At 74.5% G+C, this 18,856-nt stretch carries 16 protein-coding genes and 1 tRNA gene; 15 read left to right on the top strand and 2 right to left on the bottom strand.

Translation table 11 applies throughout. The features are described from left to right. Nucleotides 1-47: 47 nt before the first annotated feature. The 6 genes from R2737_03500 (at nt 48) to R2737_03475 (ending at nt 6,689) form a co-directional block, all read left to right on the top strand. Nucleotides 48-1,421 carry a tryptophanase gene (locus R2737_03500; GenBank protein ID MEZ5115313.1) on the top strand — a complete coding sequence of 458 codons (1,374 nt, stop codon included), beginning with the start codon at nt 48-50 and terminating at the stop codon, nt 1,419-1,421. Nucleotides 1,422-1,457: 36 nt separating this feature from the next. Next, nucleotides 1,458-2,291 carry a TatD family hydrolase gene (locus R2737_03495; GenBank protein ID MEZ5115312.1) on the top strand — a complete coding sequence of 278 codons (834 nt, stop codon included), beginning with the start codon at nt 1,458-1,460 and terminating at the stop codon, nt 2,289-2,291. A 7-nt stretch (nt 2,292-2,298) separates the two neighbouring features. Continuing rightward, nucleotides 2,299-3,162 (top strand): 16S rRNA (adenine(1518)-N(6)/adenine(1519)-N(6))-dimethyltransferase RsmA, encoded by an 864-nt coding sequence (gene rsmA, locus R2737_03490; protein MEZ5115311.1) that lies wholly within the window; start codon nt 2,299-2,301, stop codon nt 3,160-3,162. Nucleotides 3,163-3,171: 9 nt separating this feature from the next. Beyond that, nucleotides 3,172-4,098 carry a 4-(cytidine 5'-diphospho)-2-C-methyl-D-erythritol kinase gene (locus R2737_03485; protein MEZ5115310.1) on the top strand — a complete coding sequence of 309 codons (927 nt, stop codon included), beginning with the start codon at nt 3,172-3,174 and terminating at the stop codon, nt 4,096-4,098. Between the two features lie 9 nt (nt 4,099-4,107). Continuing rightward, nucleotides 4,108-5,943 carry an ABC-F family ATP-binding cassette domain-containing protein gene (locus tag R2737_03480; GenBank protein MEZ5115309.1) on the top strand — a complete coding sequence of 612 codons (1,836 nt, stop codon included), beginning with the start codon at nt 4,108-4,110 and terminating at the stop codon, nt 5,941-5,943. 194 nt (nt 5,944-6,137) lie between these two features. Beyond that, nucleotides 6,138-6,689 carry a MarR family transcriptional regulator gene (locus R2737_03475; protein ID MEZ5115308.1) on the top strand — a complete coding sequence of 184 codons (552 nt, stop codon included), beginning with the start codon at nt 6,138-6,140 and terminating at the stop codon, nt 6,687-6,689. 240 nt (nt 6,690-6,929) lie between these two features. Here R2737_03475 and R2737_03470 read toward each other — a convergent pair whose 3' ends face one another. Both R2737_03470 and R2737_03465 read right to left on the bottom strand, forming a co-directional pair. Further along, complete coding sequence (locus tag R2737_03470) at nt 6,930-7,526, bottom strand: TetR/AcrR family transcriptional regulator (protein ID MEZ5115307.1); 597 nt, start codon at nt 7,524-7,526, stop codon at nt 6,930-6,932. Nucleotides 7,527-7,588: 62 nt separating this feature from the next. Further along, nucleotides 7,589-8,602: an acyl-CoA desaturase gene (locus tag R2737_03465; GenBank protein ID MEZ5115306.1), complete on the bottom strand. Its 1,014-nt coding sequence runs from the start codon at nt 8,600-8,602 to the stop codon at nt 7,589-7,591. Between the two features lie 158 nt (nt 8,603-8,760). Here R2737_03465 and R2737_03460 point away from each other — a divergent pair. From R2737_03460 to R2737_03420, 9 genes are all read left to right on the top strand, one after another. Continuing rightward, nucleotides 8,761-8,831 (top strand) — tRNA-Gln (locus tag R2737_03460). A 129-nt stretch (nt 8,832-8,960) separates the two neighbouring features. After that, nucleotides 8,961-10,451, top strand: a complete 1,491-nt coding sequence (gene glmU, locus R2737_03455) for a bifunctional UDP-N-acetylglucosamine diphosphorylase/glucosamine-1-phosphate N-acetyltransferase GlmU (protein ID MEZ5115305.1) — start codon at nt 8,961-8,963, stop codon at nt 10,449-10,451. A 2-nt stretch (nt 10,452-10,453) separates the two neighbouring features. After that, nucleotides 10,454-11,446 carry a ribose-phosphate diphosphokinase gene (locus tag R2737_03450; protein MEZ5115304.1) on the top strand — a complete coding sequence of 331 codons (993 nt, stop codon included), beginning with the start codon at nt 10,454-10,456 and terminating at the stop codon, nt 11,444-11,446. A gap of 220 nt (nt 11,447-11,666) precedes the next feature. Beyond that, nucleotides 11,667-12,248 (top strand): 50S ribosomal protein L25, encoded by a 582-nt coding sequence (locus tag R2737_03445; GenBank protein MEZ5115303.1) that lies wholly within the window; start codon nt 11,667-11,669, stop codon nt 12,246-12,248. Nucleotides 12,249-12,276: 28 nt separating this feature from the next. Next, entirely contained in the window at nt 12,277-12,870 is a 594-nt protein-coding gene (gene pth, locus R2737_03440; protein MEZ5115302.1) for an aminoacyl-tRNA hydrolase, read from the top strand. 7 nt (nt 12,871-12,877) lie between these two features. Next, entirely contained in the window at nt 12,878-13,702 is an 825-nt protein-coding gene (locus R2737_03435; protein MEZ5115301.1) for an inositol monophosphatase family protein, read from the top strand. A 34-nt stretch (nt 13,703-13,736) separates the two neighbouring features. Then, nucleotides 13,737-17,315, top strand: coding sequence for a transcription-repair coupling factor (mfd, locus tag R2737_03430; GenBank protein MEZ5115300.1), 3,579 nt, complete (start codon nt 13,737-13,739; stop codon nt 17,313-17,315). Between the two features lie 65 nt (nt 17,316-17,380). Next, on the top strand, nt 17,381-18,046 hold the full coding sequence (locus R2737_03425) for a SurA N-terminal domain-containing protein (GenBank protein ID MEZ5115299.1): 666 nt from the start codon (nt 17,381-17,383) through the stop codon (nt 18,044-18,046). A gap of 77 nt (nt 18,047-18,123) precedes the next feature. Continuing rightward, nucleotides 18,124-18,855, top strand: a complete 732-nt coding sequence (locus R2737_03420; GenBank protein MEZ5115298.1) for a MazG family protein — start codon at nt 18,124-18,126, stop codon at nt 18,853-18,855. Nucleotide 18,856: the final 1 nt, after the last annotated feature.

Here is an 18,856-nt window from a genome sequence, read left to right as displayed (position 1 = left end):
AGCTCGACCGGCCACGGCGGGGCCTGGTGGCCGGTACGTTCCGCGGTATGACGTTCCGGACCATCTTCGAGCCGTTCCGCATCCACTCCGTCGAGCCCATCCGGATGACCACGCCGGAGGAGCGGGACGCGGCGCTGGAGCAGGCCGGGTACAACCTGTTCTCGCTGCCGGCGGGGGACGTCCTGATCGACCTGCTCACGGACTCCGGCACCGGCGCGATGAGCCGGGACCAGTGGGCGGCGATCCAGCACGGCGACGAGTCGTACGCCGGCAGCCCGTCGTACGAGATCTTCCGCACCGCGGTGCAGGAGCTGTTCCCCTACCGGCACGTCATCCCCACGCACCAGGGCCGCGCGGCCGAGAAGATCATCTTCGGGGTGCTCGGCGGTCCGGGGAAGGTGGTCCCCAACAACACCCACTTCGACACCACCCGCGCCAACGTGGAGTACACCGGGGCCCAGGCCGTCGACCTGGTCATCGCCGAGGGCCGGGACCCGGCCACCGACCACCCGTTCAAGGGCAACATGGACGTCGCCGCCCTGGACGCCCTGCTGACCGAGCAGGGCGACGCGGTCCCGGTGGTGTTCCACACCGTCACCAACAACAGCGGCGGCGGCCAGCCGGTGAGCCTGGCGAACCTGCACGAGGTGTCGGAGGTGTGCCGGGCGCACGGCAAGCCGCTGTTCCTGGACGCCTGCCGGTTCGCCGAGAACGCCTGGTTCATCCGGGAGCGCGAGGCCGGGCAGGGCGACCGTGACGTCCCCGACATCGTGCGCGAGATGGCGTCGCTCGCCGACGGCATGACGATGTCGGCGAAGAAGGACCCGATGGGCAACATCGGCGGCTGGCTGGCGCTCAACGACGACGAGCTGGCCGAGCAGTGCCGCAACCTGCTCATCCTGACCGAGGGCTTCCCGACGTACGGCGGCCTCGCGGGCCGCGACCTCGAGGCGCTCGCGCAGGGGCTGAAGGAGGTCGTGCACCACGACTACCTGCGCTACCGGATCCGGTCCACGGCGTACCTGGGGGAGGCCCTGCAGCGGGTGGGGATCCCGGTCGTCACGCCCATCGGCGGGCACGCGGTCTACCTCGATGCCCGGGCGCTGCTGCCGCAAATCCCGCCGCTGGAGTACCCCGGCCAGTCCCTCGCCGTCGCGCTGTACCAGGCCGGCGGGGTGCGCGGCTGCGAGATCGGGACGGTGATGTTCGGGCTGGCGCCGGACGGCACGGAGCAGCCGGCGGCGATGGACCTGGTACGCCTGGCGATCCCGCGGCGCACGTACACGCAGAGCCACATGGACTACGTGATCGAGGTGTGCGAGCACGTGGCTCAGGAGGCGTCGTCGCTGCCGGGGTACCGGATCGTGGAGCAGCCGCGGGCGCTGAGGCACTTCACCGCGCGCTTCGAGCCGCTGGCGTAGCGGCCGGCGCGCGACCTGCGGCTAGCCTGTCCGCCCGTGACCCTGCCGCCCGCGCCCGAGCCGCTGCCCAGCCCGGTCGTCGACACCCACTGCCACCTCGACATCGTCGCCGGCGACGAGTGGCTGCCCGTCGACGAGGCGCTGGAGCAGGCCGCGGCGGTGGGCATCACCCGGATCGTGCAGATCGGCTGCGACGTGGAGTCGGCCCGCTGGTCGGTGCGCACGGCCGCCGCGTACGACGAGGTCCGCGCCGGGATCGCGCTGCACCCCAACGAGGCCCCGCGGATCTTCGCCGAGGGGCGGCACGTCGCGCTGGGGGACGCCTACGACGCGATCGAGGAGCTCGCCGTGCTGCCCGAGGTGGCGGCGATCGGCGAGACCGGGCTGGACCACTACCGCACGGGAGAGGACGGCCGCGGGATCCAGGAGGAGTCGTTCCGCTGGCACATCCGGCTGGCGCGCCGCGTCGGCAAGCCGCTGGTCATCCACGACCGGGACGCGCACGACGACGTGATCCGGGTGCTTGAGGACGAGGGCGCGCCGGAGACAGTGGTGTTCCACTGCTTCTCCGGGGACGCCTCGATGGCGGCGTACTGCGCGGAGCGGGGCTGGTACCTGTCGTTCGCCGGCACGGTGACGTTCAAGAACGCCGAGCCGCTGCGCGAGGCGCTGCGGGTGGCACCGCAGGACCGCGTGCTCGTGGAGACCGACGCGCCGTACCTGACCCCGATGCCCTACCGCGGCCGGACGAACGCGTCCTACCTCGTTCCGCTCACGGTCCGTTCGATGGCCGAGACCAGGGGCGAGTCGGTCGAGTCACTGTCGGCCGCGCTGTGGGAGAACTCGGTACGCGTCTTCGGGCCGTGGTGACGCGGTCGTGAGCGAGGACGGGCTGCTGGGTGCCGCGGACGTCCGCGCGCTGGCCGACCGGCTCGGGATCCGCCCGACCAAGCAGCTGGGCCAGAACTTCGTCATCGACGCCAACACGGTGCGCCGGATCGTGCGGGCGGCGGCAGTGGGCGAGGACGACGTCGTCGTGGAGGTCGGGCCGGGCCTGGGCAGTCTCACCCTGGCGCTGCTGCCGCACGTCGCTCACGTCGTCGCCGTGGAGGTCGACCCGGTGCTCGCCGAGGCGCTGCCGGGGACCGTGGCCGAACGGCTGCCCGCGTACGCCGACCGCCTCACCGTCGTCGCGGCCGACGCCCTGCGGCTCACGGACCTGCCCGGCGACCCGCCGACGGCGCTGGTCGCGAACCTGCCCTACAACGTCGCGGTTCCGGTGCTGCTGCACCTGCTCGCGACCTTCCCCACGCTGCGCCGCGCGCTGGTGATGGTGCAGGCCGAGGTCGCCGACCGGCTGGCGGCCGACCCCGGGTCGCGGGTGTACGGGGTGCCCAGCGTCAAGGCCCGCTGGTACGGCACGGTCCGCCGCGCCGGGTCGGTGGGGCGGACGGTCTTCTGGCCGGCGCCGAATGTGGACTCCGGGCTGGTGCTGCTCGAGCGGACCGCGCCGCCGGTCACCGCGGCGACCCGCGAGGAGGTCTTCTCGGTTGTCGACGCGGCTTTCGCCCAGCGGCGCAAGACGCTGCGCGCCGCGCTGGCCGGGTGGGCCGGGTCCGCGGCCGCCGCCGAGGCCGCGCTGCTGGCCGCGGGGGTGGACCCGACGGTCCGCGGCGAGCAGCTCGACGTGGCCGCGTTCGCGCGCATCGCCGCCGCGCGGTCGGCCGCATACCGGGCCTAGGGTCGAGCCATGCGCGGCACGTCGTCGGTCACCGTGCGGGTCCCCGCCAAGGTGAACCTGCAGCTGTCGGTCGGGCCGCGCCGTGACGACGGCTACCACGACCTCGTCACGGTCTTCCAGGCCGTGTCGCTGTACGACGAGCTGGAGCTGCGGCTCGGCCGCGCCGGGGCCGGCGTCAGCCTCACGGTCGAAGGCGAGGGCGCGGGCGACGTCCCCACCGACGAGTCCAACCTGGCCTGGCGCGCGGTAGCCCTGGTGGCTGAGCGGACCGGGCTCGACCCCGACCTGCGCATCCACGTGCGCAAGGGCATCCCGGTGGCGGGCGGCATGGCCGGCGGCAGCGCCGACGCCGCGGCGGCGCTGGTGGCCTGCGACGCGCTGTGGCACCTGGGGCTGCACCGCGCGGAACTCGAGGCGATGGGCGCCGAGCTCGGGTCGGACGTGCCGTTCTCCCTGCACGGCGGCACCGCGATCGGCACCGGCCGCGGCGAGCAGCTCACCCCCGCCCTAGCGCGCGGTGAGTTCCACTGGGTCTTCGCGCTGGCCGAGGGCGGCCTGCCCACCCCGGCGGTCTACGCCGAGTGCGACCGGCAGCGGGAGGGCGAGGAGGTCCCGCCGCCGCGCCTGTCCGACGCGCTGATGGCCGCCCTGCGCGCCGCCGACCCGGTGGCCCTCGGCGGTGCGCTGCGCAACGACCTCCAGCCCGCGGCGATCTCCCTGCGGCCGTCCCTGGACCTGGTGCTCGAGGTGGGCGACGAGTACGGCGCACTGGGCGGCGTCGTGTCCGGCAGCGGACCGACCTGCGCGTTCCTGGTAGCCGACGACGAGCAGGCGCTCGATCTCGCGGTCGCCCTGTCGGCGTCCGGGGTGTGCCGCACCGTGCGGCGCGCGAGCGGGCCGGTGCCGGGGGCCCGCGTGGTCGACGCGGCGGGGTAGGGCGAGGCGATGGCCGTCCCCTCCGTGGTCGCTCTCGAGGGCGTGACCACCGCCCGCGGCACCCGGTTGCTGCTCGACGACGTGTCCCTCGGCGTGGCCGAGGGCGCGCGGGTCGGGGTGGTGGGCCGCAACGGCGGGGGCAAGACCACGCTGCTGCGGACGCTGGGGGGTTCCGTGCCACCCGACCGCGGCCGGGTCGTGCGCGCCGGAGGCCTGCGGGTCGGCGTTCTCGCCCAGGAGGACGACCTGGCGGCGTGCGCCTCGCTGCGGGAGGTGGTCCTGGGGGACCGGGCCGAGCACGAGTGGGCCGGGGACGCCCGGGTCCGCGGGGTGGTGACCGCGTTCCTCGGCGGGCTGTCGGCCGACGCGTACCCCGACGGCTGGGACACCCGCGCGGGGACGATGTCGGGCGGAGAGCGCCGTCGGGCGTCGCTGGCCCGGCTGCTGGTCGAGGACCCGGACCTGCTGCTGCTCGACGAGCCGACCAACCACCTCGACATCGAGACGGTGGCGGCGCTGGCGTCCACGCTGGCGGCGCGGTCCGGGTCGCTCGTGGTGGTGACGCACGACCGGTGGTTCCTGGACGCGGTGTGCACCCAGACCTGGGAGGTCGCCGACGGGCGGGTGCACCGCTACGACGGCGGCTACGCGGCGTACGTCCTCGCCCGCGCCGAGCGGGAGCGGGTCGCCGCCGTCACGGACGACCGGCGCCGCAACCTGCTGCGCAAGGAGCTGGCCTGGCTGCGCCGCGGGCCGCCGGCGCGCACCAGCAAGCCGCGGTTCCGGATCGACGCGGCGAACGCGCTGATCGAGGGCGAGCCCCCGGCACGGGACCGGCTGGAGTTGCAGCGCTTCGTCACCGCTCGGCTGGGCAAGCGGGTGGTGGAGCTGGAGGGCGTGACCCTGCGGGCCGCGCCCGTCGTGGGCGCGCCGCAGGTGCTGCGGGACGTCACCTGGGGGCTCGGCCCGGGCGACCGGATCGGGCTGCTCGGGCCCAACGGCGCCGGCAAGACCACCCTGCTGCGGCTGCTCGACGGGGAGCCGTCGACGTACGACGGCACCGTCGAGGTCGGGCGCACGGTGCGCGCCGCCCGCCTGACCCAGGACCTGGCCGAGCTGGACCCCGACGACCGGGTGCTGCCGTACCTGGAGCGGGTGCACGCCACGGTCGAGGTCGGCCGCGGACGCACGCTGTCCGCGCAGCAGCTGCTGGAGGGCTTCGGGTTCACGGGGGACCGGCTGTTCACGCGGCTGGGCGACCTGTCCGGCGGGGAGCGGCGACGGCTGCAGCTGCTCCGGCTGCTGGTCGACGGCCCCAACGTGCTACTGCTCGACGAGCCGACGAACGACCTCGACGTGGAGACCCTCACCGTCCTGGAGGACCTGCTGGACTCCTGGCCTGGGTCGCTGGTGCTGGTGTCGCACGACCGGTACTCGCTGGAGCGCGTGTGCGACGACCTGTACGCCCTGCCGGGGGACGGATCGCTGCGGCATCTGCCGGGGGGCGTGGACGAGTACCTCGCGCTGCGGGCCGCGGCGGCGGACGGCGACGCCCGGGCCTCGGCAGCGCAGGACCGGTCGGCGGCGGAGTCACCCGACGACGACCGCCCCGGTCCGCTACGCGGCGGGGAGGCGTACGAGGCGCGCAAGCAGCTGCAGCGCTGGGAGCGGCGGCTGGACCGGATCGCGGCGGAGGAGGGGCGGCTGCACGCGGCGCTGGCCGAGCACGCGGCCGACCACGAGCGGGTGCTGGCGCTCGACGCCGAGCTGCGCGGGCTCCTCGCCGAGCGCGAGCAGCTGGAGGAGTCCTGGCTGGAGCTCGCGGCCCGCCTGCCGTCACCCTGACGGCACCCCCCGCGACCCCGTTACCCCCGCCCGTCCGTTCGGGCACACGATCCGCTTTCCGGATCGTGTGGCCAGGTTGGGCGGCGTGTCGTCGGCGGAACCGGGAACACGATCCCGGTCAGGGTGTGCGTGGGACGAGTGAGCACCGACGCCGGATCTCTCGACATCGAGAATCTTGGGCGTAGCATGAACGGGTGGCGACGGTCGAGCGGCGGGACGGGGCCGAGCACCGGACTGGCGCCGCGCCGCAGGACGAGGTCGACCGGCTCGTCGCGGCCTGGCGCCGCGAGCGCCCCGACCTCGACGTCTCCCCGCTGGACGTGCTGTCCCGGGTGACCCGGCTGGCCCGCTACCTCGACCGAGCCCGTCGCGAGGCCTTCGAGGAGCACGACCTGGAGACCTGGGAGTTCGACGTGCTCGCGGCGCTGCGCCGCGCGGGACCGCCGTACGCGCTGTCCCCCGGCCGGCTGCTCACCCAGACCCTGGTGACCAGCGGGACGATGACCAACCGGATCGACCGGCTGGAGGAGCGCGGCCTGGTGTCTCGGTCGCCGGATCCGAACGACCGGCGCGGGGTCCAGGTCCAGCTCACCGACGCCGGCCGGGCCCGGGTCGACGACGCGCTCACCGACCTGCTGCGGCACGAGCGCGAAATCCTGGCGGCGCTGCCGGCGGACCGCCGGCGGGAGCTGGCGGACCTGCTGCGCGGCCTGGTCGCGCGTTTCGAGTCCGCCCGTCCCGAGTAGGCCCGGCCCGAGTAGGCCCGGCCCGAGGAGACCCGGCCCGAGGAGACCCGGCCCGAGGAGACCCGGCCCGAGTAGACCCGGCCCGAGTAGACCCGGCGGCCGTCGCACCACCGGTCACTCGCGTACCGCGACCCGGATCGTGTTCCCGGTTCCGCCCGCGACACGCCGCCCGAGTTGGGCACACGATCCGCTAAGCGGATCGTGTGCCCAAGCGGGGCGGCGGGTGAGGCGCTGGGTTGGTCAGGGGCGGGTGATCAGGCGGGGCTTCGGCTCCAGGTGGGCCAGGCCGTTCCAGGCGAGGTTGACCAGGTTGGCCACGACCTCCTCCTTCTTCGGCTTGCGCACGTCCAGCCACCACTGCCCGGTCAGCGCGGTCATCCCGACCAGCATCTGCGAGTACATCGGCGCCAGCTTCGGGCTGAAGTCGCGGGCCTGGAACTCCCGGGCCAGCAGGTGCTCCACCTGCGCCGCCACGTCCACGATGAGGCTGGCGAAGCTGCCGGTCTGCTGCGACACCGGGGAGTCGCGCACCAGCACCCGGAACCCGTCGGTGGAGCCCTCGATGTACTCGAACAGCGCCAGCCCGGCCTGCTCCAGCAGCGCCCGCGGGTGCCCGGCCGTGAGCGCGTCGCTGATCATCCCGAGCAGCTTGCTCATCTCGCGGTCGACGACGACGGCGTACAGCCCCTCCTTGCCGCCGAAGTGCTCGTAGACGACCGGCTTCGACACCCCCGCCTTGGCGGCGATCTCCTCGACGCTGACCGCCTCGAAGCCCTTCTGCGCGAACAGCTTACGGCCGACGTCCAGCAGCTGCTCGCGCCGCTCCTGCCCGCTCATGCGGACGCGCTCGGGCTTGGCGTCCTTCTCCCGAGCGCGGTCCGCGCGTGCCTGCGTGGGCGTCAGCGGACCGACCCCAACCGCACGTCGTCGAGCTTCTTGGCCTCCAGCCGCTCCGGCTTGGCCCACTTCACGTCGTACGCCCATCCGAACCGCTCGCAGACGCGGATCAGGCGCCCGCTCACGTCGACCTGGCCGCGCAGCACGCCCTGGCGGGCGGCGGTCGGCTCGGCGTGGTGCAGGTTGTGCCACGACTCGCCGAACGACGGCAGCGCCAGCCAGGCGACGTTGCCGGCGCGGTCGCGGGTCTTGAAGGGGTGCTTGCCCCACACGTGGCAGATCGAGTTGATCGACCAGGTGACGTGGTGGATCAGCGCGATCCGCACCAGGCCGGCCCAGAAGAACGCGGTCAGCGCGCCCTGCCACGACCAGGTGATGAGGCCGCCGAGCACCGCGGGCAGCAGCAGCGACGTGGCGACCAGCCACGGGAACGCCCGGGAGATCCGGACCAGGTCCGGGTCCTTGGCCAGGTCCGGCGCGTAGCGCTGGATCGGGCTCTGCTCCGCCTCGAGGAGCCACCCGACGTGGGAGTACCACAGCCCCTTCGCCACCGCGCGGGCCGACGTGCCGTAGCGCCACGGCGAGTGCGGGTCGCCCTCGGCGTCGCTGAACGCGTGGTGCTTGCGGTGGTCGGCCACCCAGCGGGCCACCGAGCCCTGGATCGCCAGCGAGCCGGCGATCGCCAGCGTGATCCGCAGCGGCCGCTTGGCCTTGAAGGCGCCGTGGGTGAAGTGCCGGTGGTAGCCCATCGTGATGCCCAGGCCGGTGATCACGTAGAAGACCACCAGCAGGACGATGTCGCTCCAGCCCAGCCAGCCGCCCCAGGCGACCGGGATGGCGAGCAGCACGGCGAGCAGCGGCACGATGATGAAGACGGCCACGAGCGCGCGCATGCCGACGGACTGCTCGTCGGCGCCGAGGCTGGCCAGGACGTCGTCACGTCCGGCCGCGTACGACTGTCCCGTCAGCTCGTCGTCACCGGGGGTGTCGGCGTGGAGGTCGGGGGTCAGGGTCATGCGGTCGGGCTCCCTCGTGGTGCGGGTACGGGCATCCGCGGCGCCGCCGCGGCTACGGAACCGTAACCTACGCTGGCGTAACCTGTCCAGCCCCGCGGTCGGCGTCACCGCCAGGGTGCCAGACTGGCCCGCGCCGCGCCGGCATCCCGGTGCGGCGGTCCCGGCTCGTCCAACGGCAGGACAGCGGCCTTTGGAGCCGTGAATGGGGGTTCGAGTCCCTCGCCGGGAGCGCGGTCGCGCATCGCCGCCGGCATCCGGGGACCGCCCGCGCATCCCCGCGGGCCCGGAGTAGATTGGCCCCGCCCGTCCGGCCCACCCCGAGCCCGCCCGGGGTCCGACGCCTGGAGACGCCGACGCCGTGACCGCCCCCCGGCCGTCCGCCGTGGTCATCCTCGCCGCCGGCGAGGGCACCCGGATGAAGTCGGCGACCCCCAAGGTCCTGCACTCCTGCGCCGGGCGCACCCTGCTCGGGCACGTCGTCGCCGCGGCCGACGAGCTCGACCCGGTCCGCCTGGTCGTCGTCGTGGGCCACGGCCGGGAGCGGGTGACCGAGCACGTGGCCGCGATCGCCCCCGGCGCCACGGTGGTGGTCCAGGCCGAGCAGAACGGCACCGGGCACGCGGTGCGGATCGCGCTGGACGAGCTGGCGCTGCGCGGCGACGACCCGGCCGCCGACCCGGACGCGGGTCCGGTCGTCGTCCTGACCGGCGACACCCCGCTGCTCACGGGCGCCACGCTGACCCGGCTGGTCGCGGCGCACGGCGAGTCCGGGTCCCTGGTCACCGTCCTCACCGCGGTCCTGCCCGACCCGACCGGCTACGGGCGGGTGCTGCGCACCGACGAGGGCCACGTCGAGGGCATCGTCGAGCAGAAGGACGCCACCGAGGACCAGCGCGCGATCCGCGAGATCAACAGCGGCATGTACGCCTTCGCGGCGGCCGCCCTGCGCGACGCGCTGACCCGGTTGACCACCGACAACGCCCAGGGCGAGGAGTACCTCACCGACGTCGTCGGCATCGTCCGCGGCGACGGCGGACAGGTGGACGCGGTCGTGGTCGACGACTCCGACGAGATCCTCGGGGTCAACGACCGGGTGCAGCTGGCCACCGCGGCGGCGATCTGGCGGGACCGGCTCAACGACCGGTGGATGCGGGCCGGGGTCTCGATCCTCGACCCGGCGACCACCTGGGTCGACGTCGACGTGGAGCTCGCGCCCGACGTGACGCTGCGCCCGTCCACGCACCTGGTCGGCGCGACCACGGTCGCCCGCGGTGCCTCGGTGGGCCCCGGGACCACCCTGCGCGACTGCGAGGTGGGGGAGGACGCCGACGTGGTCCACACCTGGGCCGAGCTGGCCGTCATCGGCCCGCGCGCGACCGTGGGGCCGTTCACCTTCCTGCGCCCCGGAACCCGCCTGGGCACCGGCGCCAAGGCCGGGGCCTACGTCGAGATCAAGAACTCCGAGGTCGGCGACGGCTCGAAGGTGCCGCACCTGTCGTACGTGGGCGACGCCACCATCGGCACCGGCAGCAACATCGGCGCCGCGACCGTCTTCGTCAACTACGACGGGGTCGCCAAGCACCGCACCGTCGTGGGTGACGACGTCCGCATCGGCAGCGACACCATGCTGGTCGCGCCGGTCGAGGTCGGGGACGGCGCCTACACGGCCGCGGGATCGGTCATCACCGACGACGTCCCGCCGGGGGCGATGGCCGTCGGCCGGGCCCGCCAGCGCACCATCGAGGGGTGGGTGGAGCGACGCCGGCCGGACACGGCCTCGGCGCGGTCCGCCGCCGCCGCCAAGTCTCGCCAGGGTGACCCGCAGCCGGACGTGCAGGAGGACTCGTGAGCATGATCCAGGCGCCCACCCAGAAGCGGCTGATGCTGTTCGCGGGTCGCTCGCACCCGGAGCTGGCCGCCGAGGTGGCGCGGGAGCTGGGGGCCGAGCTGGCGCCGACGTCGGCCTACGACTTCGCCAACGGCGAGATCTTCGTCCGGTTCCTGGAGTCGGTCCGCGGGTGCGACGCCTTCGTGCTGCAGGCGCACACGACGCCGATCAACCAGTGGATCATGGAGCAGCTGATCATGGTCGACGCGCTCAAGCGCGCCTCGGCCAAGCGGATCACCGTCGTCGCCCCGTTCTACGGCTACGCGCGCCAGGACAAGAAGCACCGCGGCCGGGAGCCGATCTCCGCCCGGCTGATGGCCGACCTGTTCAAGACGGCGGGGGCCGACCGGCTGATGTCGGTGGACCTGCACACCTCGCAGATCCAGGGCTTCTTCGACGGCCCGGTGGACCACCTGTTCGCGCTGCCGCTGCTGGCCGACTACGTTCAGGACCGGATCGCCGACCAGCCCAGCACCGTGGTGTCCCCCGACGCCGGCCGGGTCCGGGTGGCCGAGCGCTGGACCGACGTCCTGGGCGCCCCGCTGGCGATCATCCACAAGCGCCGCGACCCCGACGTGCCCAACGAGGTGAAGGTGTTCGAGGTCGTCGGTGACGTCGAGGGCCGAGTCTGCGTCGTCGTCGACGACATGATCGACACCGGCGGGACCATCGTGAAGGCGGCCGACACCCTCTTCGACAACGGCGCCGCCAGCGTCATCGTCGCCGCGACCCACGGGATCCTCAGCGACCCGGCCGCCGACCGGCTGAAGAACAGCCGGATCTCCGAGGTCATCGTCACCAACACGCTGCCCATCCCGGCCGAGCGACGGTTCGACAAGCTCACCGTGCTGTCGATCGCGCCGCTGCTGGCCCGGGCCATCAACGAGGTCTTCACCGACGGGTCGGTGACCTCGATGTTCGAGCCGCCGCAGCTGACGCCGCTCCCGTTCGAGTAGGAGCCCCCGCCCCCGGCCGCGGGTTTGGGCGGGGACGGGGCCGGGCAGTACCCTGGGCGCCGCTCCTCGGCGAGGGTGGCGCAGCGTGCCGCCGTGATCGACGTGGTCCGTGCGGCGCCGTGCGCCCTGGCCGAGGCCGCCGACCACGTCCCGTCCGCCACCCACCTGCAGATCCGCGTCGGTGTCCCACCGACGCGGCCGCGCCGCCGAAGGAGACCCCGTGTCCAACCCCCGCATGACCGCCGAGCCGCGCTCCGAGTTCGGCAAGGGCGCGGCCCGCCGGCTGCGCCGCACCGGCCGGGTCCCGGCCGTCATCTACGGCGACGGGCAGGAGCTGCGGCACATCTCGCTGCCCGGTCACGACCTGGTCCAGGCGCTGCGCCGGCCGCGCGTCGTGCTGGAGATCGAGTTCGAGGGCGGCATGACCCTGGTGAAGCCGCGCGACGTCCAGCGCGACCCGGTGAAGCTGTTCCTGGAGCACGTCGACCTGGTCGTGGTGTCCGCCGCCGAGGCGCGCGCCCGCGGTGCGATGGCCGAGGCCATCGCCGCCGCCGAGGCCGCCGCCGACGAGGCCGGCATCGACCGCTCCGCCGCCGTGCGCGCCGTCGAGGAGGCCGTGGCCGCGGGCGAGGACCCGATGGCCGCCGCCGCGCACGCGGTCGAGGACGCCCGCCGGGCCGCGCAGGAGATGGCCGACGCCGCCGCTGCCGCGGCCGCTGCCGAGGACGCCGCCGAGGCCGCCGAGGCCGCGCTCGGGGTCGAGGGCGAGGCCGCCCCGGCCGCGGAGTCCTCCGAGGAGTGATCCGACCCCGCACCCGGCCGGTGCACCGATGAGCGAGCACGCGCCGTGGCTGCTGGTGGGCCTGGGCAACCCGGGCCCCCAGTACGCCGCGACGCGGCACAACGTCGGGGCGATGACCGCCGAGGTGCTGGCCGACCGGATGGGCGCACGGTTCGCCGGGCACCGCCGCGGCCGGGCCGACGTCGCCGAGGGCCGGCTGGCCGGGCACCGCGCGGTGCTCGCCGTCCCCCGCTCGTACATGAACGAGTCCGGCGGACCGGTGAGCGCGCTGATCGCCTTCTACAAGGTGCCGGCCGACCGGGTGCTGGTCATGCACGACGAGCTCGACATCCCGTTCGGCGCGCTGCGGCTGAAGCTCGGCGGCGGCGACAACGGGCACAACGGCCTGCGGTCGGTGCGTCGCTCCCTCGGGGGCGGCGACTGGTACCGGCTGCGCATCGGCATCGGGCGTCCCCCGGGCCGGCAGGACCCGGCCGACTTCGTGCTGCGGCCGTTCTCGTCCACCGAGCGGCGCGAGCTGCCGCTGCTGCTCGAGCGGGCGGCGGACGCCGCCGAGGCGCTCGTCACCGAGGGCCTGGACCGGGCCCAGAACCTGTTCCACCCCGACCCCACCCGCGAATGAGGACCCCGTGACCGACCTGTCCCACGCCGCGTCGCTGTCCGACGCCGAGCTGTCCCGCGCGATCGCCCAGGAGGCCGGCCGGCTGCTGTTGGACCTGCGCACCTCCTACGGCGAGCTCGACCCCGAGGACAAGGAGCGCGCCACCCGGCTGCGCAAGGAGGCCGACGCGGCGTCGCACGAGCTGCTGGCGCGCCGGCTGGCCGATGCACGGCCCGACGACGCGGTGCTGTCGGAGGAGGGCAAGGACGACGAGGGCCGGCTGTCCGCGCAGCGGGTCTGGATCGTCGACCCGCTGGACGGCACCTGGGAGTACGGCCAGGGCCGCGTCGACTTCGCGGTGCACGTGGCGCTGTGGCAGCCCGCCGGCGCGGTGCTGTCCGCCGCCACCGTCGACCTGCCCGCGCAGGGCCTGACCCGCAGCGTGCTCGACACCGACGCCGCGGTCCCGCCGCTGCCCACCGACCGCCCAGTCCGCGTGGTGGCCTCGCGCACCCGGCCCCCGGCGGCGCTGCCGCAGATCGTGGAGCGGCTGGCGGCCCGCCTCGCCGAGGCGGGCGTCACCGACCGCGGCGTCGAGATCGTCGACGTCGGCTCGGTGGGCGCCAAGGTCAACGAGATCCTGTCCGGTCGGGCCGAGGCGTACGTCCACGACACCGGCTTCTACGAGTGGGACGTGGCCGCGCCCTACGGCGTCGCCGCGCACTACGGCCTGGTCGCCTCCCACGTCGACGGGTCGCCCGTGCTGTTCAACGCCATGCCCCCCTACGTCACCGACCTGGTGGTCTCGCGCGCCGACCTGGCCGACCACCTGCGCGCCGCGCTCGCCGGCTGAGGCCGGCCCCGACGCCACGTACGCTGGCACCGTCATGAGCCTCACCGGACTGCGGGCCGCCGTCGCGACGGAACCCGCGGTGGCGGAGGCGGTCCGGCGCGCCCGCGGCGCCGAGGCGGCGGCCCCGCTGGACCTGGCCGCACCGTCCGCGCTGCAGCCGTTCGTGGTGTCCGCGCTGGCCGGCGAGGGTCCCGACTGCGCCGGGCGTCCGGTCGTCGCGGTCACCGCCACCGGCCGCGAGGCGGAGGACCTGGTGTCGGCGCTGGGCAGCCTGCTGCCGTCGGAGCAGGTCGTGGAGTTCCCCTCCTGGGAGACGCTGCCGCACGAGCGGCTGTCGCCGTCGTCGGACACGGTCGGCCGGCGACTCGCGGTGCTCCGCCGGCTGGCCCACCCCAGTCCGGACGACCCGGCCGCCGGCCCGGTCCGGGTACTGGTCGCCCCGGTCCGCGCGCTGCTGCAGCCGATGGTCGCCGCGCTCGGCGACCTGGTCCCGGTCGCGTTGCGGGCGGGGGACGACATCGCGATGGAGGACGCGGTCCGCGCGCTGGCCGCGGCGGCCTACACCCGCACCGACCTGGTCGAGCGCCGCGGTGAGTTCGCAGTCCGCGGCGGCATCCTCGACGTGTTCCCCCCGACCGAGGAGCACCCGCTGCGGGTGGAGTTCTGGGGCGACACGGTCGAGGAGGTGCGCTGGTTCAAGGTCGCCGACCAGCGCTCCCTGGAGGTCGCCCCGCACGGGCTGTGGGCGCCGCCCTGCCGGGAGCTGCTGCTCACCGAGGACGTGCGAGAGCGGGCCGCTGTGCTCGCTGCGGAGCACCCCGAGCTGGCCGAGATGTGCACCGCGCTGGCCGAGGGCCGGGCGGTGGAGGGCATGGAGGCGCTGGCCCCCGTCCTGGTGCCGCGGATGGAGCTGCTGCTCGACGCGCTGCCCGACCGCGCGATGGTCGTGGTCTGCGACCCCGAGCGGGTCCGCACCCGGGCGCACGAGCTGGTCCGCACCTCCCAGGAGTTCCTCGAGGCGTCCTGGCACAACGCGGCCGCGGGCAACGTGACTCCGATCGACCTCGGCGGGGCCGCCTACCGGACCGTCGGAGAGGTCCGCGAGCACGCCGCCGAGCTCGGCGTCCCCTGGTGGGGCGTGTCCCCGTTCGCCTCCGACGAGGGCGAGCCGCTCCCGGAGGCCGACGAGCTCGTGGTGTCCGCCCGGACCGCCCCCGCCTACCGCGGGGAGACGTCGCGCGCGTTCGACGACGTCCGCGGCTGGCTGTCCGAGGGCTGGCGGGTCGTCCTGACCACGGAGGGCCACGGCCCGGCCGAGCGGCTGGCGGAGTCCCTGCGCGGGGAGGACCTCGCCGCGGTCGTCGACGTCGACCTGACCGGTCTGCCGGCGGCGGGTGCACCCGACGCCGGCGTCGTGCACGTGTCCACCGGCCGGATCGACCACGGCTTCGTCTCGTCCGAGCTCCGGCTGGCGGTGCTCACCGAGACCGACCTGGTCGGCCAGCGCAGCTCCACCAAGGACATGCGCCGGCTGCCCTCGCGGCGCCGCCAGACCATCGACCCGCTGACGCTGAAGCCGGGCGACTTCGTGGTGCACGAGCAGCACGGCGTCGGCCGCTACGTCGAGATGACGCAGCGCACCGTCGCCGGGGCGACCCGGGAGTACCTGGTCGTCGAGTACGCCGCGTCCCGGCGGGGCCAGCCGCCGGACCGGCTGTACGTCCCCACCGACCAGCTCGACCAGGTGACGCGGTACGTCGGAGGCGAGGCACCGTCGCTGCACCGGCTCGGCGGTGGCGACTGGCAGAAGGCCAAGGGCCGGGCCAAGAAGGCGGTCAAGGAGATCGCCGGCGAGCTGATCCGGCTGTACGCCGCGCGCACCGCGACGCAGGGCTACCGCTTCTCCGCGGACACCCCGTGGCAGCGCGAGCTCGAGGACGCGTTCCCGTACGTCGAGACCCCCGACCAGCTCGCCTGCATCGACGAGGTCAAGGCCGACATGGAGCGGACGGTCCCGATGGACCGGCTGATCTGCGGCGACGTCGGCTACGGCAAGACCGAGATCGCCGTGCGGGCCGCGTTCAAGGCGGTCCAGGACGGCAAGCAGGTCGCCGTCCTCGTCCCGACCACGCTGCTGGTGCAGCAGCACTTCTCCACGTTCTCCGAGCGGTTCGCCGCCTTCCCGGTGAAGGTCGCGGCGCTGTCCCGGTTCCAGTCCGACGCGGAGGCCCGGGCGGTCCTCGACGGGGTCGCGGACGGCAGCGTGGACGTCGTCATCGGCACCCACCGCCTGCTCACCGCCAGCGTGCGGTTCAAGGACCTCGGACTCGTCATCGTCGACGAGGAGCAGCGCTTCGGCGTCGAGCACAAGGAGCACCTCAAGGCGCTGCGCACCAACGTCGACGTGCTCACCATGTCCGCCACCCCGATCCCGCGGACGCTGGAGATGGCGGTCACCGGGATCCGGGAGATGTCCACGATCCAGACCCCGCCGGAGGAACGGCTGCCCGTCCTCACCTTCGTGGGGCCCTACGACGAGAAGCAGATCGCCGCCGCGGTCCGGCGCGAGCTGCTGCGCGAGGGCCAGGTCTTCTACGTGCACAACCGGGTCGAGTCCATCGAGCGGGTCGCCGCCCGGCTGCGCGACCTGGTGCCCGAGGCCCGGATCGCCACCGCGCACGGCCAGATGAACGAGCACGTGCTCGAGCAGGTCATCCTGGACTTCTGGGAGAAGCGGATCGACGTGCTCGTCTCCACCACGATCGTGGAGTCCGGCATCGACGTCGCCAACGCCAACACGCTGATCGTCGACCGTTCCGACGTCTTCGGCCTGTCCCAGCTGCACCAGCTGCGCGGGCGGGTCGGCCGGGCCCGGGAGCGCGCCTACGCGTACTTCCTGTACCCGCCGGAGCGACCGCTCACCGAGACCGCGCACGAGCGGCTCGCGACGCTGGCGCAGCACACCGACCTCGGGTCCGGCATGCAGATCGCGATGAAGGACCTCGAGATCCGCGGCGCCGGCAACCTGCTCGGAGGGGAGCAGAGCGGCCACATCGCCGACGTCGGCTTCGACCTCTACGTGCGCCTGGTCGGGGAGGCGCTGGCGGAGTACAAGGGCGAGTCCGACGGTGAGGTGGCCGACGTCAAGGTCGAGCTGCCGGTCGACGCGCACGTGCCGCACGACTACGTGCCCGAGGAGCGGCTGCGGCTGGAGGCCTACCAGCGGCTGGCGGCCGCGGCCTCCGACGCCGACGTCGACGCGGTGGCCGAGGAGCTGGTCGACCGCTACGGCCCGATGCCGGCGCCGGTGGAGTCGCTGCTCGCGGTGGCCCGCTTCCGGGTGCACGCCCGGCGCGCCGGCCTGGACGAGGTCGTCCTGGCCGGCTCCTCGGTGCGGTTCCACCCGGTGGAGCTGCCGGAGTCGCGCACGCTGCGACTCACCCGGCTCTACCCCAGGACCGTGGTGAAGCCCGCGGTCCGTACGATCCTGGTGCCACGACCCACCACCGCGAGGGTGGGCGGGCAGCCGCTCCGCGACACCGCGCTGCTGGACTGGGCGCGCGAGGTCGTCGACGCGGTCCTGCTCGACCAGCCCGCGGCGGCCCCCGCCTGACGCCCGGCCCCGACCCACGACCCGACCCACACCGACCCCGACCGACGACCCGTACGGAGACCCCGGTGACCCGCATCCCGCGCCCCGCCCGCCGACTGGCCGCCGCCGCGGCGGCGCTCGCCGCCGTCTCGGTGCTCTCCGGGTGCGGCGGGTCCGGGACCCTGCAGGCCGGTGCGGCCGCGGTCGTCGGGGAGACGCGGATCGCGACCTCCCAGCTTGCCGACCAGGTGCGCGAGGTCAACACGGCCAACGACCTGCCCGCCGACGAGCCCGACGCCGAGCTGACCCGTACGACGCTGGAGCGGCTGGTCACCAACGAGCTGGTCGCGCAGACCGCGCAGGCGGAGGGCGTGGAGATCAGCCAGGGCCAGATCGACGCCGCGCTGAAGGCCTACTCCGACCAGCTGGGCGGGCAGTCCGAGGTGGAGGCGGCCTTCCTGCAGAGCAGCATCCCGGCCTCCGCGATCGACGCGACCGTCCTGCTGAGCCTGCAGGTCGACGGGCTGGGCCGGGCACTGTCGCCGGACGGCTCCGTCGAGGAGCAGCAGCGGGCCGCGTTCGACGCGGTGGTGGAGCAGGGCAAGGCGGAGGGCGTCGAGGTGTCGCCGCGCTTCGGCACCTGGGTCGCCGACGAGCTGCGGATCGGCCCGCTGCCCACCGACCTGGCTGTGCCCCCGGCGGAGACCGCGACGGACGGCACGATCGAGGTGCCCGTCCCGGAGCAGTCCTGACGACCGACCCGGACGACGGGGGCCCGGTCCCCGCGTCCGAGCCCGAGAGCGACGTCCGGACCGCCGCGTCGGCGGGCGTGGACGTCCCGGGTGCGCGACTGCTGGACCTGGTCGCCGTGATGGACCGGCTGCGCTCCCCGGGCGGGTGCCCGTGGGACGCGCGGCAGACCCACGAGTCACTGGTCGAGTACCTCGTCGAGGAGTCGTACGAGACCGTCGAGGCGATCGAGACGCAGGACCGCGACGGCTTGCGCGAGGAGCTCGGGGACCTGCTGCTGCAGGTGGCGTTCCACGCGCGGATCGCGGAGGAGGACCCGGACGACCCGTGGTCCGTGGACGACGTCGCGGCCGGGATCGTGACGAAGCTGGTCGCCCGCCACCCGCACGTGTTCGGCGACGCGCAGGCGCACACCGCCGAGCAGGTCGAGGCCAACTGGCACGCGCTGAAGGCGGCGGAGAAGGGGCGGGAGTCTGCCACCGACGGGATCCCGCTGGCCCTCCCCGCCCTGGTCCTGGCGGCGAAGTTGCTGTCCCGCACCGAGAAGGCCGGCATCGACGTGCCGCACGAGGACGGCCCCGCTGCAACCGCTGCCCGCTCGCTGGTGGGCGGGCTGGCCTCGTCGGACGACCTGGGCGACGCGCTGCTGGCCCTGGTCTCGGCCGCGCGGGAGCGGGACTGGGACGCCGAGCAGGCCCTGCGTGGCGCCGTCCGCCGTCGTCGCGCGCAGGTGCGCGCCGCCGAGGGACTGGGTCCCGACGATCCGATGCCGAGCGCGCCGAGGCCGCCGGCGCACGGGACGGGGCGCTGAC

This window comes from Candidatus Nanopelagicales bacterium (genome assembly GCA_041393815.1).
GTDB lineage: Bacteria > Actinomycetota > Actinomycetes > S36-B12 > JAWKJK01 > JAWKJK01.
The sequence above is the reverse complement of the archived record's forward strand: the minus strand, read 5'-3'. Positions and strand labels throughout refer to the sequence as shown.